The following is a 15,789-nucleotide window of genomic DNA, read 5'->3' on the forward strand; positions in this document are numbered from 1 at the left end:
TAGCAGCAATGCGAAGCGGGCGGCAACGCGCGCGCCCGTTGATGCGCCTGGTCGCGCCTAGTCGGCGCGGCGGTACAGGCGGAAACGCTCGTCGCGGTCGGCCGGGCGCCGGCCTTCCCATAGCAGGCGCCATTGCTGGTCGCGGTAGCGCGCCGGGACTTCGCGCTCGTCGCGCAGCTTGATGCTGTCTTGCAGCAGCAGCAGGTCGCAGTGGCCGCCTTCGACGCCGGCAAACGGCAGCTGGGCGTAGTAGGCGAACGAGGCGCGCTGGGCCGGGCCGACGTTGGTCTCGATGCACCGCGCGCCGGGCGGCAGTTTCTCGGCGATCTGGTGCGCCACGCTGGCGTAGCTCTTGCTGTAGTTGACGTCCGGCAGGAACAAGGTCATCAGCAAAATCCAGATCAGGATCAGGCCGCCGGACGACAGCACCACGGCGCGCCACAGCACGGCCGGCTGGCGCGAGATGCGCCAGTGCACCAGCGCGAACCAGCCGGCGGTGGCGGCCAGCGCCACCAGCAGCGCGATCCAGCCCAGTTCCGGGTGGAAGCCCGGCACCAGCTTGAGCGCGTTCTTGGCGGCCTTGGCCGGCCAGCCGGTCAGCTTGGCGATCCAGAACAGCCAGATCACGGCCGCGCACAAGGTCAGCGCCATCACCGAGAACCAGTCGATGGCGTTGATGGCGCCGCGCTTCATGGTCAGCAGGCCGAAGGCGGCCATGATGGCCAGCGGCGGCAGCAGCACCAGCAGTTGTCCCTGCTCGGGCTGGCCGTTGAACAGCGTCAGCAGCGCGCCCATGGTGACGAAGGCCAGCGGCACCACGATGTGCAGCGCGCGGCGCTGGCGGCGCCAGGCCCACACGGCCCAGCCGGCGAACGGCCACGCCGGCCAGAAGAACCAGACGCCGACGCGCAGGAAGAATTTGAGCGACTGCATGCTCGGCAGGCCGAACAGGTCGAGGTTCCAGGCCAGCCAGGCGTTCAGCGGCAGCTGGTGGTAGGGCTGCAGCAGCTGCGCCGGCAGCAGCCACAGCGCGGCCACGGCGCCGCCGACGGCGATGGTGGCGCCCAGGTCGCGCATCGCGCGGATGGCGGGCTGGTCGAGGAAACGGGTGCAGGCGAACAGGGCCAGCATGAGGAACACCGGCGTGACCCAGCCGCGCGTCAAGGTCAGCAGGCCGACCGCCAGGCCGCTGAGGGCGGCGTTGCGCAGCGACGGGCCTTCCACATAGCGCACGGTGCGGTACAGCAGCAGCGCCACCAGCGACACTTGCAGCGCCTCGGAGGTGGTCTCGTGGCTGTGCAGCAGCAGGCCCAGGCAGCCGAGGTAGAGCAGCACGGCGGCGTCGGCCAGGGTGCGGCCGAAGTCGTTCGGTTCGGGCTGGCCGCCGAAGGCCAGGCGCAGCGGCTGCGCATCCTGGCGGCGCCCCAGGTTGAAGGTGGCGTACCACAGCGACAGCACGCCCAGCAGGAAGACGCCGACGGTGCCGACGCGGGCCGCCAGCACGTCGCCCAGCAGCCAGCCGAACAGCTTGATGCCGAGCGCGCCCAGCCAGAACGCCAGCGGGCCTTCGTCCGGCATCGACAGGCCGGCGATGTTAGGCCACAGCCAGTCCTGCCAGGTGCCGTGCGCCATGGTCCACATGATGCCGAAGCTGGCGGCGTCGTCGTTCTTCCACGGATCGCGGCCGATCAGGCCGGGCAGGATGTACAGCAGGCCCAGGGCGAACAGCGCCCAGCGCGGCAGTGCCAGGGTAGCGGCGGCGGGAAGACGGACAGGCTTCATCGATCGGTGTGCAAGTGAGAGGTGAACGGGAGTATGAAGGAAAACGGGACAAGAAACAAAAAAAGCAGCCAGAGGCTGCTTTTTTGTTCATCGCGGCGAAAATCAGCCTTGTGCGACTTGGGTCTTCGAGCCAACTGCGCCGAATTTCTGGCGGAATTTCTCAACGCGGCCAGCGGTGTCGACGATTTTGTGCTTGCCGGTGTAGAACGGGTGCGATTCAGCCGAAACCTCGATCTTGATCAGCGGGTATTCTTTACCGTTGTGCTCGATCTTTTCGCGGGTTTGGATGGTCGAACGGGTAACGAATTTGAAGTCGCACGACAGATCGTGGAACACAACTTCGCGGTATTCTGGATGGATTTCTGGTTTCATTTTGAAGCCTTCGGTTAGTTAGGTAGCCAAACAGCACTTCGTCGGTCGGTCCAGCTTCTTGACCCGATTGCCGCTCACTTGCCAGAGTTAAAGTTAATGCGATCGGCGATTATACCGGTTTTTTGTCGCCCCGCAAACCGGAGATGTGGGGGCGGACCCCGTACGGGGTCCGGGGAGGGCTATGCCCGCAACTCCTGCGGAGTTGCCCCCTGCGGCCGCACTGCGGGGTAAACGCAAACAGGCAACCGTATGGGTTGCCTGTCTACCATGATTGCGCTACGGGGAATTAACCGCCGCGACGCATCATGTCGAAGAACTCACCGTTGTTCTTGGTGGCCTTCATCTTGTCGAGGATGAACTCCATCGCTTCGATCTCGTCCATCGAGTACAGCAGCTTGCGCAGGATCCAGATCTTCTGCAGCTGGTCCGGCTTGATCAGCAGTTCTTCGCGGCGGGTACCCGATTTGTTCAGGTTGATCGCCGGGTAGACGCGCTTCTCGGCCAGGCGGCGCTCCAGGTGCACCTCCATATTGCCGGTACCCTTGAATTCTTCGTAGATCACGTCATCCATGCGCGAACCGGTTTCGATCAGCGCGGTGGCGATGATGGTCAGCGAGCCGCCTTCTTCGATGTTGCGGGCGGCGCCGAAGAAGCGCTTAGGACGTTGCAGCGCGTTGGCGTCGACACCACCGGTCAGCACCTTGCCGGAGGCAGGGATCACGGTGTTGTAGGCGCGCGCCAGGCGGGTGATCGAATCCAGCAGGATGATCACGTCCTTCTTCATTTCGACCAGGCGCTTGGCTTTTTCCAGCACCATCTCGGCGACCTGCACGTGGCGGGTGGCCGGTTCGTCGAAGGTCGAGGCGACCACTTCGCCGCGCACCGAGCGTTGCATCTCGGTCACTTCTTCCGGACGTTCGTCGATCAGCAGCACGATCAGCGTGCAGTCCGGGTGGTTGGCGGTGATCGCGTGCGCGATGTGCTGCAGGATCACCGACTTGCCGGATTTAGGCGACGCCACCAGCAGGCCGCGCTGGCCCTTGCCGATCGGCGCGATCAGGTCGATGATGCGGCCGGTGATGTTCTCGGTGCCGTTGATGTCACGTTCCAGGCGCAGCGGCTCGTTCGGGTGCAGCGGCGTCAGGTTCTCAAACAATATGCGGTGCTTCGAGGCTTCCGGCGATTCGCCGTTGACCTTGTCGACCTTGACCAGCGCGAAGTAGCGCTCGCCATCTTTAGGGGTACGCACTTCGCCCTCGATCGAATCGCCGGTGTGCAGGTTGAAGCGGCGGATCTGCGATGGGGAAATGTAGATGTCGTCGGTGGACGCCATGTAGCTGGCGTCGGGCGAGCGCAGGAAGCCGAAGCCGTCCGGCAGCACTTCCAGGGCGCCGTCGCCGAAGATCTGTTCACCGGATTTCGCGCGCTTTTTCAGGATCGCAAACATCAGTTCCTGTTTGCGCAGACGCGCCGCGTTGTCGATATCAAGACCGATGGCCATCTCCAGCAATGCCGAGACGTGTAGGGCCTTTAATTCAGATAGATGCATATGTGTTGAGTGTCCCGTGACGGGAAAGTAAAGGTAGGGGAGGGAACTGCGTGGTTGTCTCTAAGTTATTAAACGGCGTCGCGGGCGCGGCGCCGTTTTTTGCAGCGTAATACTATCTTACTTAGATATTGCTGTCGATGAAAGAGGTCAGCTGGCCTTTTGCCATTGCGCCAACCTTTTGAGCGGCGGCGACGCCGTTCTTGAACAGGATCAGGGTCGGGATGCCGCGGATGCCGAACTTGGCAGGCACTGCCTGGTTGGCGTCGACGTCCATCTTGGCGATCAGGATCTTGCCGTCGTATTCCTTGGCCACTTCTTCCAGGATCGGGGCGATGCTCTTGCAGGGACCGCACCACTCGGCCCAGAAGTCGACCAGCACTGGGCGGTCGGATTTCAGGACGTCGGCGTCAAAGGAACTGTCGGTGATGTGTTTGATGTTTTCGCTCATATATTCCTCTATCGAGGTCTGTTGGGGTCAATAACGCCTGGGGATTATGCCATGTTGTCTGCAATCGCCGTCAACGTTGCCGGTTACAGGCAGCAGATGGTGGCCAATTGCGCGAATTCAATGTCTTGGAAGGGGTGGCAACAAGGTCGGCAGGCGGGGATGGCGTAAATAATAACCCATTTTTTAGAAATGTGCGGCAGATTGTAGAAACCATCTAAACTATTTGCCATTGTTGTCAAGCGCCGGCCCGGGCTGGGCCTGGCAGCGGCTTGCTGCGCGCGCCATCAGCGCGGCCAGCGTGTCGATCGCCAGCGGCTTGGCGCAGGCGTCCAGGATCGCCAGTCCCTGCGCCTCGGCCAGGCGGGCCGCGGTTTTCAGCACGGCGCCGTCCACGCCCGACAGCAGCACCACGCAGCCGCGGTATTGCTGCGCCGCCGCCAGCCGCAGGAAGTCGATGCCGTCCATCACCGGCATGCTCAAGTCGCAAATCAGCAACTCCGGCGGGCGCAGGCGCAGCTCCACCAGCGCGCGCCGGCCGTCGGTCTCGGGCAGCACTTCGTGCGGCCCCAGGCCGGCGATCATGTCGGCCAGCACGTCCAGCATGAACTTGTCGTCATCCAGCAGCAATACCCGCATGATGTCTTGCCCTACCTAGTTATCGTCGGCGAAAGTGGTGTTGGTCATGATTTGTTCGGTGATCTGTTCCAGCAGCGGCCACAGCTGCGCAAGGATGGCTTGCGCGCGCTGCGCCCCCCGCTCGGGCGGGGCGTCGGCCGGCAGCTGCTCGATCTCCAGCATCAGCTCGCCCATGCCCAGCGCGCCGACGGTGCGCGCCGGCGACTTCAGGCGGTGGCCCAGTTCGCGCACCCGCGCCAGGTCGCCCCGCTGCAGCGCCCGCTCCATCTGGCCCAGGCCTTCCTGGGTGTTTTGCAGGAACTTGAAGGCGAACTTGCGCACCTTGTGCGGATGATAGCCCAGCAGCTTGGCCAGGATCGACAGGTCGATCACCGCCGGGTCGCCGCCCAGCGTGGTCTTGAACACCGGGCGCGCGCTCACCGCCGGCGCCGCGCGCGGGGCGTCGTCGCTGCGCTCCGGCAGCCAGTTGGCGATGGTCTGGTACATCAGCGCCGGCTGGATCGGCTTGGAGATGAAGTCGTCCATGCCGGCCTCGATGCAGCGCACCCGGTCTTCGTTGGTGGCGGTGGCGGTCATCGCCAGCACCCGCATGTCGGCCAGGCTGGGGTCGGCGCGGATGCGGCGCGTGGTTTCCAGGCCGTCCATCAGCGGCATCTGCACGTCCATCAGCACGCAGTCGAACACGGTCTGGCGCAGCAGCTCCAGCGCCTCCATGCCGTTGGCGGCCAGGCACACCGAGGAGCCGACTTCCTCCAGCATCTCCAGCGCGATCTGCTGGTTGAAGGTGTTGTCCTCGACCAGCAGGATGCGGGCGTGCTTCAGCGCCGCCATCACCGCCGCGCTGCGCGAGGAGGCCAGCAGCTCGGCGGCGGCGTCCTTGACGCGGTCGATCAGCGCCGGCACCGTGGCGCTGCTGATACCCAATCGCGCGGTGAACCAGAAGGTGCTGCCCAGGCCGGGCCGGCTGCGCACGCCGACGTCGCCGCCCATCAGCTGCGCCAGCTGCTTGCAGATAGCCAGGCCGAGGCCGGTGCCGCCGTATTCGCGCGTGGTCGAGGTGTCGGCCTGCTGGAACGACTGGAACAGCTTGTCGATCTCGGCTTCCGACAGGCCGATGCCGCAGTCGCTCACTTCGAAGCGCAGCAGGCAGCCGTTGGCGTCGCCCACCACCTGCCGCACCCGCACCTCGATCCGGCCCTTCTCGCTGAACTTGATGGCGTTGTTGGTGTAGTTGATCAGCACTTGGCCCAGCCGCAGCGGATCGCCGCGCAGCACCCTGGGCAGCGTGGGGTCGAGGTCGAACACCAGTTCCAGGTCGCGGCTGGCCGCCTTCGGCGCCACCACCGTGGTCAGCGTCTGGATCACGTGGTCGAGCGCGAAGTCGACCTGCTCGATCTCCAGCTTGCCGGCCTCGATCTTGGAGATGTCGAGGATGTCGTCGATGATGCCCAGCAGGTGCTCGCCGGCGAAGCGGATCTTTTCCAGGTAGTCGCGCTGGCGCGGATCGAGGTCGGTCTTCAGCGCCAGGTAGGCCATGCCGATCACGCCGTTCATCGGCGTGCGGATCTCGTGGCTCATATTGGCCAGGAACTGGCCCTTGGTCTGGCTGGCTTCCTCGGCCAGCATGCGGGCCTGGTTCAGTTCATCGGTGCGGATCGCCACCCGTTCCTCCAGGTGCTCGTTCAGTTCGCGCAGCTGGTCTTCGCCGCGCTTGCGGTCGGTGATGTCGGTCAGGCTGGCCACCACCAGCGGCACCATGCCGCGCTCGTCGGGTATCGGCTCGGCGTTGACCGACAGCCAGTGCACTTCGCCGTTGGCCTGGCTCACGCCCATCACCACGTCGCGCACCGAGACGCCGGTGACGATGGCCTGCTGCACCGGATGGCTGGCGAGGTCGAACGGCGAACCGTCCTCGCGCACGCCGCGCCACAGGCGGCCGCCGTCGACCTCCAGCGAATGCGCCAGCATGTGGGCGGCGGCGGCGTTGCTTTCCAGGATAAAGCCGTCGCCGTTGATCATCACCAGGCCGTTGGTGACGGCGTTGAAGATCGACGCCAGCCGCTGGCTGGAGCTGCGCAGCGCGCTGTCGGCGCGGCGCCGTTCGGTGATATCGGTCAGCATCGCCAGGGTGCCGGCGTAGTGGCCGGCGTCGGAGTTGATGACGGTGGTCGACAGCAGGCACCAGACCACGCTGCCGTCGCGCCGCAGGAAGCAGACATCGCCCTGGCAGGCCTCGCCGGCCAGGCGCCGCTGCAGGTGCTGCTTGAGCAGGGCGTGGCCGTCGTCGTCCATGAAGTCGGTCATGGCGCGGCCCAGCATCTGCTCGACGTCGTAGTCCAGCATGCGCGCCATGGTCGGGTTGACGAAGCTGGTGCGGTCGTCGGCGCCGGTCATCCAGATGCCTTCGGCGGCGGTCTGCACGATCAGGCGGTAGCGTTCGGAGCTGGCGTGCAGCGCTTCCTCGGCGCGCTGGCGCTGGGTCATGTCGCGCAGCGCCATCACCACCAGCTCCTGGCCGGCCAGCATCACCGGCGCGATGTGCACCATCGCCGGGAAGCTGCCGCCGTCGGCGCGGATCGCGCTCAGCACCCGGCCCGGCAGGTTGGGGCGCGAGAACAGCTCGCGCGTGCGGCCGTTGCTGCGCATGGCTTCCGGCGCCAGCTGCTCGACCGAGCGCCCGGCCATCGTGCCCTCGTAGCCGAAGCTGCGGGCGCAGGCCGGATTGGCGTAGCGCACCCGGCCGCTCTTGTCGGCGATCAGCATGGCGCCCGGGGTGGCGTCGACGATGGAGCACAGGCGCGCCTCTTCGGCGGCGGCGCGCTCGCTGATGTCGGCCATGGTGCCGGTGGCGCGCAGCGGCCGGCCGCTGTCGTCGCGTTCGATGATCCTGCCGCGCGCCAGCACCCAGATCCAGCCGCCGTCCTTGGTGCGCATGCGGTGCTCGCTGACGATCTGGAGGTGCGGTTCGGCCATGCTGGCCAGGCAGTCCTGGATGGTGCGCTCGACGCGCGCCTGGTCGTCCGGGTGCACGTGCACCAGCCACTGCTCCAGCGTCGGCGTGAATTCGCCGGCGCCGTAGCCCAGCAGCGCGCCGTAGCGCGGCGACAAGGTCAGCGCGCCGGTGTCGAGCCGCCACTCCCACATGCCTTCGCCGGTGCTCTCCAGCGCGAAGCTGGCGATGCGCTCGGCGTCGCCCAGTTCCGCGCGCGCCGCCCGCAACGCCGCCGCCTGCCGCCGCAGGCGCCACAGGCCGGCCGCCGTCAACAGCAGCAGCAACGCCGCCGCCAGCGCGCCGAGGTAGCGCAGCAGGCGGTCGCTGGCCTGCGGCTGGTACAGGAAGCCGTCCAGCTTGAAGTCGGCCGGCAGCATGCCCTGCTCGATATAGGCGCGGGCGATGGCTTGCCAGCGTTCGGGGTTGCTGTAGCCTAGCTCGATCAAGCCCTGTTCCAGCAGCGGCACGGTGTGCTGCGCCTCGTACATCAGGTGCTCGCGGCTGTGGCGTTCGGGGTAACGGGCCCGTATCAGGTCGGCGATCTCGCCCTGGTGCGTCATCGCATAGCGCCAGCCGCGCAGCGTGGCGTCGCGCAGCGCCTGCGCGCGCAGCGGGTGCTCGCGCAGTTCGCTTTCGGTGGTGTACAGCATGTCGCCGTAGAAGTCGTCGCCCAGCGAGCGCGCCGACAGGATCTCGTAGCCGACGTTGTTGCGTTCGAGCAGATACGGCGCTTCGGTGACGTAGATCGACATGGCGTCGATCCGGCCTTCGAGCAGGTCCTCGGTACTGAAGCTGTGCATGGCCTGCACCAGGCTGTCGGGGCGCACGCCGAGCTTCTTGAGGAAGATCATCAGTTCTTCGTTGTTCGCCGCCAGCATCACGCGGCTGCCGGGCCAGGGACGCGGCTTGCCGTCGGCGTCGTGCCGCACCAGCAGCGCGCTGGCCGAGTGCTGGAAGATCGAGGCCAGCACCACCACCGGCTGGCCGCGTCCGCGCGCCACCAGCAGCGAGGTGTTGCCGACGCCGTATTGGGCGCGGCCGTCGAGTACTGACTGGATGGGATCGATGCCGGGGCGCGCCTCGAGCAGCGTGACGTCGAGGCCGACGTCGCGGTAGTAGCCCTGGTCCTGCGCCGCGTAGTAGCCGGCGAACTGGAACTGGTGCATCCATTTGAGCTGGATGCTGACCTTCTCCGCCGCCTGCGCGCCGTCAAGGCCGAACGCCAGCACGAGCGCAGCCGCCGTCAGGCTGCGTGGCAGACGGCGCCAGAAGAGGGTCCGGCCGGACCTGGGACGGCGGTGCAACAAGAGCTTCCCTTTCAATCCGCAAGGCGTTGCTGGTATTTGTGCTGTGGCCGGGCAACTATAGCATCGAAGGTTGGGCTTTAGTCGACTAAGTTGTAAGGAATACCTTATTGCGCGAAGCTGCCGGCGAACTGGTAGCGGTGGCCGGGATGCCACATGGTGGCGATCGAGGCGACCTGGCCGTTGGAACGGGTCTGGCGCTTGAGCACCAGGCAGGCCTGCCTGGTGTCGATGGCCAGCATCTCGGCGATGTCGCGCGGGGCGGCCAGCGCTTCGATGCTGTAGCTGGCGCCTTGCAAGGGGGCCGCCTTCATCAGGTATTCGTTGGGCGTGATGGCGGCATAGTCCTGCTCCATGTAGTCCGGCGCGCACAGCGGATTGGCCCAGCGGTCTTCGACCTGGATCGGCACGCCGTTCTCGAAGTGCACGATCACCGAATGGAACAGCGGATGGCCGGCCGGCAGCTCGAACTGCTTGGCCATCAACTCGCTGGCCTTGACCCGCTCCAGCTGCTGCAGGCTGCTGCGGTGGGCGTGGCCGCGGGCGCGGATCTCGTCGGCGATGGATTTGATTTCCAGCAGCGTGGCCTGGTACTTCTGCTGGGCGACGTAGGTGCCGGAGCCCTGGCGGCGGGTCAGGATCTGGTCGGCGGTCAGCTCGCGCACGGCGCGGTTGACGGTCATGCGCGACACGCCGAACTGCTTGACCAGCGCCTGTTCGGACGGGATCACGTCGCCTTCCTTCCAGGTGCCGGCGGCGATCTGCGCCACCAGGTAATCCTTGATGCGCTGGAATATGGGGGTACTGTCTTGCAGGGCTTGTTCGTCGTCCAAACGGTTTCTCCGAGGGCGCGCCTGACTGGCGGCAAGTGGGCATTTTAGCATCGCGTGCCGGCCCGACGTACAATCTACAATTCAAAAGCAAGAGCCGGAGTGCGTCGCGGCGCGGCGCTGGATAGGATGGCTGCATTCCTTATCCGATCATGGAGTCTGAGATGGGCAAGACAGCAAATAAAGAAGTGACACGGACCGCCTACCAGGGCGATGAGCTGCGCTGGGACGCCGTGCGGCAGCGCGACGCCGGCGCCGACGGCGAGTTCTGGTACTCGGTGCGCAGCACCGGCGTGTACTGCCGGCCGTCGTGCGGGGCGCGGCCGGCGCTGCGCAAGAACGTGGCCTTCCACGACAGCCGCGAGGCGGCCGAGCAGGCCGGCTTCCGTCCCTGCCTGCGCTGCAAGCCGGACCAGCCGCCGCTGGCCGAGCGCCAGGCCGCCATCGTGGCGCAGGCCTGCCGCCTGATCGACGCCGCCGCCGCCGGCGCAGAGAGCGCGCCGGACCTGGACAGCCTGGCGACGGCGGTGGGCGTGAGCCGCTTCCATTTTCACCGTATGTTCAAGGCGGTGACCGGGATTACGCCCAAGGCCTACGCCAACGCGCAGCGGGCGCGCCGCATGCAGGACGGGCTGGCGCAGCAGGCCACGGTGACGGACGCGATGTACGCGGCCGGCTACAACTCCAGCGGGCGCTTCTACGCGCAGTCGCCGTCGGTGCTGGGCATGACGCCGACCGCCTTCCGCAACGGCGGACGCGGCGCGCAGATCCGCTTCGCCATCGGCGCCTGCTCGCTGGGCGCGATCCTGGTGGCCAGCACCGAGCAGGGCATCTGCGCGATCCTGATCGACGACGATCCCGATGTGCTGGTGCGCGATTTGCAGGACCGCTTCCCGAAGGCGGAGCTGATCGGCGCGGAGCCGGAGTATGAGCAGGTGGTGTCGCGCGTGGTCGGCATGGTGGAGCGGCCGGAGCTCGGTCTCGACCTGCCGCTCGATGTGCGCGGGACGGCCTTCCAGCAGCGCGTGTGGCAGGTGCTGCGCGGGATCCCTGCCGGGCGCACGGTCAGCTATGCGGAACTGGCGGCGCTGGTCGGCTCGCCCAAGGGCGCGCGGGCGGTGGCCGGGGCCTGCGCGGCGAACGCGCTGGCGGTGGCGATACCGTGTCACCGCGTGGTGCGCAACGATGGTTCGATCTCCGGCTACCGCTGGGGCGTGGACCGCAAGGCCGCGCTGCTGGACCGGGAGGCGGGCAAATGAAGAACGGCGAGTTCGATTTCGGCGGCGGCGCGGCCGAGCGCAAGCCGCGCAAGCAGCTGCCGGTGAGCGTGGCGCCGCCGGTGCAGGCAGCAGTGCCCGCCGCGGCCGCAGCGCCCGCAGGCAGCGCCGTCCCGGCGGGCGACAACGCCGACGCAGCCGCCCAAGCCGCCGCCAACGCGCTGGCGCTGGCCAACGCCCGCAAGGCGGTCGGCGCGGCGGCCGGCATCGCGGTGCACGTGGCGGGGCTGGACTGGCAAGCCATCGCCGATGAGTTGAACGCGCACGGCTACGCCATCGTCCCCGGCATGCTGGGCGCCGACGAATGCATCGCGATGGCGGCGCAGTACCGGCAAGCCTCGCTGTTCCGCAGCCGGGTGGTGATGGCGCAGCATGGCTTCGGCAGCGGCGAGTACCAGTACTTCCGCTATCCGCTGCCGTCGATGATCTCGGCGCTGCGGCAATCGCTGTATGGCCCGCTGGCCGATATCGCCAACCGCTGGCACGAGCTGATGGACATGGAAGCGCGCTTCCCGCCCGACCATGCCGACTTCCTGGCGCGCTGCCACGCCGCCGGCCAGCAGCGTCCGACGCCGCTGATGCTGCAATACGGCGCCGGCGACTACAACTGCCTGCACCAGGACCTGTACGGCGAGCACGTGTTCCCGCTGCAGGCGGCGATCTTGCTGAGCCAACCGGGCAAGGACTTCGAAGGAGGGGAGTTCGTGCTGACCGAGCAGCGCCCCCGCATGCAGTCGCGGGTGGAGGTGGTGCCGCTGAAGCGCGGCGACATGGTGATCTTCCCGGTCAACCACCGGCCGGCGCAGGGCGCGCGCGGCGTCTACCGGGTCGCCATGCGGCATGGCGTGAGCCGGATCCGTTCGGCGTCGTCAGGCCCCACTGCGCGACATACGCTGGGACTGATTTTTCACGACGCGACCTGAACGCTCTTCTGCGTCTGGTACAGGCGGGCGTAGATGCCGTGCTGCGCCAGCAGCGCCTCGTGGCTGCCCACTTCGGCGATGCGGCCGCCGTCCAGCACCACGATGCGGTCGGCGTTTTCGATGGTCGACAGGCGATGCGCGATGACCACCGTGGTGCGGCCCCGCATCAGCACTTCCAATGCCGCCTGCACCAGGCGTTCCGATTCAGTGTCCAGCGCGCTGGTGGCTTCGTCCAGGATCAGGATGGGCGCGTTCTTGTACAGCGCACGGGCGATCGCCAGGCGCTGGCGCTGGCCGCCCGACAGCCGCAGGCCGTTCTCGCCGACCGAGGTCTGGTAGCCATTCGGCTGGCGTTCGATGAATTCGTGCGCATGGGCGGCGCGCGCCGCCGCCTCGATGCGCTGCATCGACGGCTCGGGATCGCCGTAGGCGATATTGGCCGCCAGCGTGTCGTTGAACAGCACCACGTCCTGGCTGACCAGCGCGATCTGCTGGCGCAGGGAAGCCATGGTGTAGTCGCGCAGGTCGACGCCATCGAGCTTGATGCTGCCGGCGCCGACATCATAGAAGCGCGGCAGCAGGCCGGCCAGCGTGGTCTTGCCGCTGCCCGAGCTGCCCACCAGGGCCACCGTTTCGCCGGCGGCGATGTCGAGCGACACGCGGTCCAGCGCCGGCTTGGCGTCGGCATCGGCGCCGTAGTGGAAGCTGACTTCCTCCAGCGCCAAATGGCCGATCGCGCGCTCCACCTTCTTGGTGCCGGTGTCGGCTTCGGCCTCGGTGTCGATCAGGCCGAACACGGATTCGGCGGCGGCCAGGCCGCGCTGCATCGGTTCGTTAATCTTGGTCAGGTTCTTGATCGGCGACTGCATCGCCATCAGCGACGACATGAAGGCCACGAAGGCGCCCGGCGTCAGCGCGCCGGCCTGCGCGCGCAGCAGCGCGAAGTAGATCACCGACGACAGCGTAATCCCGATCAGCAGCATGATGATGCCGGAGTTGAGCGCCGACGTCGCCGCGTGCTTGACGGCCAGCTGGCGATTGAGCTTGACCACGCCGTCGAAGCGGGCCTGCTCGTACTTCTGGCCGCCGAAGATCTTGACCACGCGCTGGCCGCTGATGCTTTCGTCGAGCACATTGGTCAGGTAGCCCATGGCCGCCTGCGCGCTCTTGCTCAGGTGGCGCATGCGGCGCCCGGCGAAGGTGACGATGATGGCCACCAGCGGCAGCAGGCCAAGGCAGAACAGGGCCAGTTGCCAGTCGACGATGAACAGCGTGGCCAGGTAGCCGATGGTGGCGACCGAATCGCGCACCGCCACGTTGACCACGGTCAGGCCGGCCTGCGCCACCTGGGCGGCGTCGAAGGCCACGCGCGACAGCGTGGTGCCGGTGGAGGATAGATCGAAATAGCCGTTCGGCAGGCGCATGATGCGGGCGAACATCAACTCGCGCAGATTGGCCTGCACCCGGCTGCTCAGCCAGGCGGCGCCGTATTCGCCGGCGAAGCTGGAAAACATGCGCATCACGGCCAGCCCGAAGATCACCGCCGGTATCGACCACAGCGCCGCGTTGACCGGATCGTGCGGCAGCACCTGTCTCAGCCACTCCTGCACTTCGGCCAACAGGCCGGTCGCTGGACGGCCGGCGGCCAGAGTGTGGCTCGGAGCCAACGCATCGACGACGTTTTGCAGTTGTTGGATCAGCATGACATCGGTGGCGGCAGCCAGGCCGACCGCGAACAGGGTGACGACGCCGATCCAGGCGTAGGGGGAGAACTGCTTGAGCAGGCGTAGATAGAGTAGGCGGCTGGACACGAGAGGTGCTTATCGGGCGGCAAAGACTGCATTGTAACCGGCTTGCCGGGCCGCAGCCGCTAGCTAACGCGTTGTTCAATCGAAACACTCACAGCCAAGAAAAACCTTTACCTTCCAAAAATTACTTTAGTGCAAAAATTTCACGGACTAGAATGAACCCGCACTGCAATAGTTTCCTCACGTACTTTCAGAGAGGTGATATGGATCTGCATTCGCTCTTACCGCGGCAGCGCCTGGCGCTGCTGCTTGCGACGGCGCTGTTGGGCGGCACATCGTTGTCGGCGCAGGCCGAACTGGCCATCATCGTCAATCCGCAAAACCCGGCCACCCGCATGTTCCCGTCCCAGGCGGCGCAGTTCTTCCTGGGCGGCTCGGTGCAGTTCACGCCGGTGGAACAGCCGGAAAGCTCGCCGCTGCGCGCCGAGTTCTGTAAAAAAGTGCTGGAGAAATCGCCGGCCCAGGTCGAGGCCATCTGGTCCAAGATCGTCTTCACCGCCAAGGGTAAGCCCCCCAAGGAATACAAGAGCAGTGCCGAAGTCAAGAAAGCGGTGGCCGACAACGTCAACGCCATCGGCTACATCGAAAAATCGGCGGTGGACGACACGGTCAAGGTCGTGGCGATCGTTCCTTGAACTGGCATGTTCTTCCCTTTACTGGAGTCTGCTCGATGAAAAAAACACTGATAGCGATGGCACTGGCCGCGCTGGCCGGCCTGGCCGGCGCCACCGACCTGACCGACGACGGCACGCTCAAGCTGACCGGCTTCTACAACCTGACCGGCGCCCGCGTGCTGAGCGGCAAAGCCCAGGGCAGCGGCACGCCGTGGGACTACATGCAGTGGAAATGTCCCTGCACGGTGCAGAACTGGGAATACGCCGCCGTCTACGAACGCAGCGAGGGCTGGCAATTCAACCAGGAGTCGTCGGTCGGGTTCCAGCTGAAGAAGGAGTTCTCGCCGACGCTGTCGGCCACGGCGCAGGTGCTGGTGCGCGCGCATAATCCCGGCCATGGCCTGACGCCGACGCTGGACTGGGCCTACCTGACCTGGCAGCCGTCCGCCGATTCCGCCTGGACCTTCCAGGCCGGCCAGTTCCGCATTCCGCTGTACTACTACAGCGATTACCTGTACATCGGCTATGCCTACCCTTGGGTGCGGCCGGCGCCGGACGTCTACGGCTGGCCGATCTACGCCTACCAGGGCGCCAACGCCAGCTACCGCACGCAGCTGGGACAGTCCGACTGGGCCGCCACCTTCCACATGTGGGCCGGCGGCTACACCCAGCACAACGACACCTACGACACGCAGATCTACTACGCCACGCCGACCCATGAAGCGTGGAAGAGCATGGTGGGCGGCTATGTGTCGGCCAACAACGGCGTGTTCGACGTGCGCGCCATGCTGATGCACTACAAGGACAGCACCTGGCAGGACAGCCCGGCGGGCAAGGTGTACTTCGTCGACGGCCAGAGCACCCGCATCGCCGGGCTGTCGGCCAACGTCGACTACAAGAACTGGCTGGTCAAGTCCGAGCTGGATCGCTACGAGCAGGTCGACGCCGGCAAGGGGCTCAACAACGTTTACAAGTACGCGCTGGTCGCCGTCGGCTACCAGTACGAGGCGTGGACGCCGATGTACACCTTCTCGCGCTACACCACCATCAACGAGCCTATCGAGGCGCGCAACACGCAGTACCTGTCGCTGCGCTGGGATTTCCGCAAGAACACAGCGCTCAAGGTGCAGTACGACGTGAGCAAGGACAAGTCGCACTACAGCTATCCGTTCTTCGGCGACTCGCGCCTGTTGTCGGTGTCGCTGCAAGGCTTGTTCTAGACGTTGCGTTCGGCGGGTTGTGCGCTACACTCTG

12 protein-coding genes are annotated in these 15,789 nt (G+C 66.3%); 4 read left to right on the plus strand and 8 right to left on the minus strand.

The genetic code is table 11. The features are described 5' to 3' along the window. Window positions 1-57 precede the first annotated feature (57 nt). The 7 genes from V6M89_RS08815 to hutC form a co-directional block, all read right to left on the minus strand. Window positions 58-1,782, minus strand: a complete 1,725-nt coding sequence (locus V6M89_RS08815; protein ID WP_332852839.1) for an ArnT family glycosyltransferase — start codon at window positions 1,780-1,782, stop codon at window positions 58-60. Between the two features lie 102 nt (window positions 1,783-1,884). After that, a complete protein-coding gene (locus tag V6M89_RS08820; RefSeq protein WP_116991849.1) occupies window positions 1,885-2,154 on the minus strand; it encodes a type B 50S ribosomal protein L31 in 270 nt (89 codons plus the stop codon). Between the two features lie 286 nt (window positions 2,155-2,440). Continuing rightward, window positions 2,441-3,703 (minus strand): transcription termination factor Rho, encoded by a 1,263-nt coding sequence (gene rho, locus V6M89_RS08825; protein WP_116991848.1) that lies wholly within the window; start codon window positions 3,701-3,703, stop codon window positions 2,441-2,443. A gap of 121 nt (window positions 3,704-3,824) precedes the next feature. Next, a complete protein-coding gene (gene trxA, locus V6M89_RS08830; protein ID WP_020701014.1) occupies window positions 3,825-4,151 on the minus strand; it encodes a thioredoxin TrxA in 327 nt (108 codons plus the stop codon). Between the two features lie 219 nt (window positions 4,152-4,370). Further along, the gene (locus tag V6M89_RS08835; RefSeq protein ID WP_332852840.1) at window positions 4,371-4,787 is read right to left on the minus strand and encodes a response regulator; all 417 of its coding nucleotides are present in this window, start codon (window positions 4,785-4,787) and stop codon (window positions 4,371-4,373) included. A 15-nt stretch (window positions 4,788-4,802) separates the two neighbouring features. Beyond that, a complete protein-coding gene (locus V6M89_RS08840; RefSeq protein WP_332852841.1) occupies window positions 4,803-9,086 on the minus strand; it encodes a PAS domain S-box protein in 4,284 nt (1,427 codons plus the stop codon). Between the two features lie 104 nt (window positions 9,087-9,190). Beyond that, on the minus strand, window positions 9,191-9,967 hold the full coding sequence (gene hutC / locus V6M89_RS08845; RefSeq protein WP_332852842.1) for a histidine utilization repressor: 777 nt from the start codon (window positions 9,965-9,967) through the stop codon (window positions 9,191-9,193). A gap of 98 nt (window positions 9,968-10,065) precedes the next feature. Here hutC and ada point away from each other — a divergent pair, with 98 nt between their 5' ends. Together ada and V6M89_RS08855 are read left to right on the plus strand one after the other, a co-directional pair. Continuing rightward, window positions 10,066-11,172, plus strand: coding sequence for a bifunctional DNA-binding transcriptional regulator/O6-methylguanine-DNA methyltransferase Ada (ada, locus tag V6M89_RS08850; protein ID WP_332852843.1), 1,107 nt, complete (start codon window positions 10,066-10,068; stop codon window positions 11,170-11,172). Beyond that, window positions 11,169-12,113, plus strand: a complete 945-nt coding sequence (locus V6M89_RS08855; protein ID WP_332852844.1) for a 2OG-Fe(II) oxygenase — start codon at window positions 11,169-11,171, stop codon at window positions 12,111-12,113. The genes ada and V6M89_RS08855 overlap by 4 nt, the downstream gene beginning before the upstream one ends. On the opposite strand, the gene msbA is transcribed toward V6M89_RS08855, so the two are convergent. Further along, on the minus strand, window positions 12,098-13,924 hold the full coding sequence (msbA, locus tag V6M89_RS08860; RefSeq protein WP_332852845.1) for a lipid A export permease/ATP-binding protein MsbA: 1,827 nt from the start codon (window positions 13,922-13,924) through the stop codon (window positions 12,098-12,100). The two genes, V6M89_RS08855 and msbA, sit on opposite strands and share 16 nt — an antisense overlap. 200 nt (window positions 13,925-14,124) lie before the next feature. On the opposite strand from msbA, the gene V6M89_RS08865 reads away from it, so the two are divergent. Further along, a complete protein-coding gene (locus V6M89_RS08865; protein ID WP_332852846.1) occupies window positions 14,125-14,556 on the plus strand; it encodes a hypothetical protein in 432 nt (143 codons plus the stop codon). Between the two features lie 35 nt (window positions 14,557-14,591). Then, complete coding sequence (locus V6M89_RS08870; RefSeq protein ID WP_332852847.1) at window positions 14,592-15,755, plus strand: hypothetical protein; 1,164 nt, start codon at window positions 14,592-14,594, stop codon at window positions 15,753-15,755. The last annotated feature ends 34 nt before the right edge of the window (window positions 15,756-15,789 follow it).

This window comes from Duganella sp. S19_KUP01_CR8, from assembly GCF_036688705.1.
In the GTDB taxonomy this organism is placed as follows: domain Bacteria; phylum Pseudomonadota; class Gammaproteobacteria; order Burkholderiales; family Burkholderiaceae_D; genus Rugamonas.

Coding starts and splice junctions, on each gene's coding strand:
- V6M89_RS08870 (WP_332852847.1), top strand. CDS start 14,592: ATGAAAAAAACACTGATAGCGATGGCACTGGCCGCGCTGGCCGGCCTG.
- V6M89_RS08855 (WP_332852844.1), top strand. CDS start 11,169: ATGAAGAACGGCGAGTTCGATTTCGGCGGCGGCGCGGCCGAGCGCAAG.
- trxA (WP_020701014.1), bottom strand. CDS start 4,151: ATGAGCGAAAACATCAAACACATCACCGACAGTTCCTTTGACGCCGAC.
- ada (WP_332852843.1), top strand. CDS start 10,066: ATGGAGTCTGAGATGGGCAAGACAGCAAATAAAGAAGTGACACGGACC.
- V6M89_RS08820 (WP_116991849.1), bottom strand. CDS start 2,154: ATGAAACCAGAAATCCATCCAGAATACCGCGAAGTTGTGTTCCACGAT.
- V6M89_RS08815 (WP_332852839.1), bottom strand. CDS start 1,782: ATGAAGCCTGTCCGTCTTCCCGCCGCCGCTACCCTGGCACTGCCGCGC.
- hutC (WP_332852842.1), bottom strand. CDS start 9,967: ATGCTAAAATGCCCACTTGCCGCCAGTCAGGCGCGCCCTCGGAGAAAC.
- rho (WP_116991848.1), bottom strand. CDS start 3,703: ATGCATCTATCTGAATTAAAGGCCCTACACGTCTCGGCATTGCTGGAG.
- V6M89_RS08865 (WP_332852846.1), top strand. CDS start 14,125: ATGGATCTGCATTCGCTCTTACCGCGGCAGCGCCTGGCGCTGCTGCTT.
- V6M89_RS08835 (WP_332852840.1), bottom strand. CDS start 4,787: ATGCGGGTATTGCTGCTGGATGACGACAAGTTCATGCTGGACGTGCTG.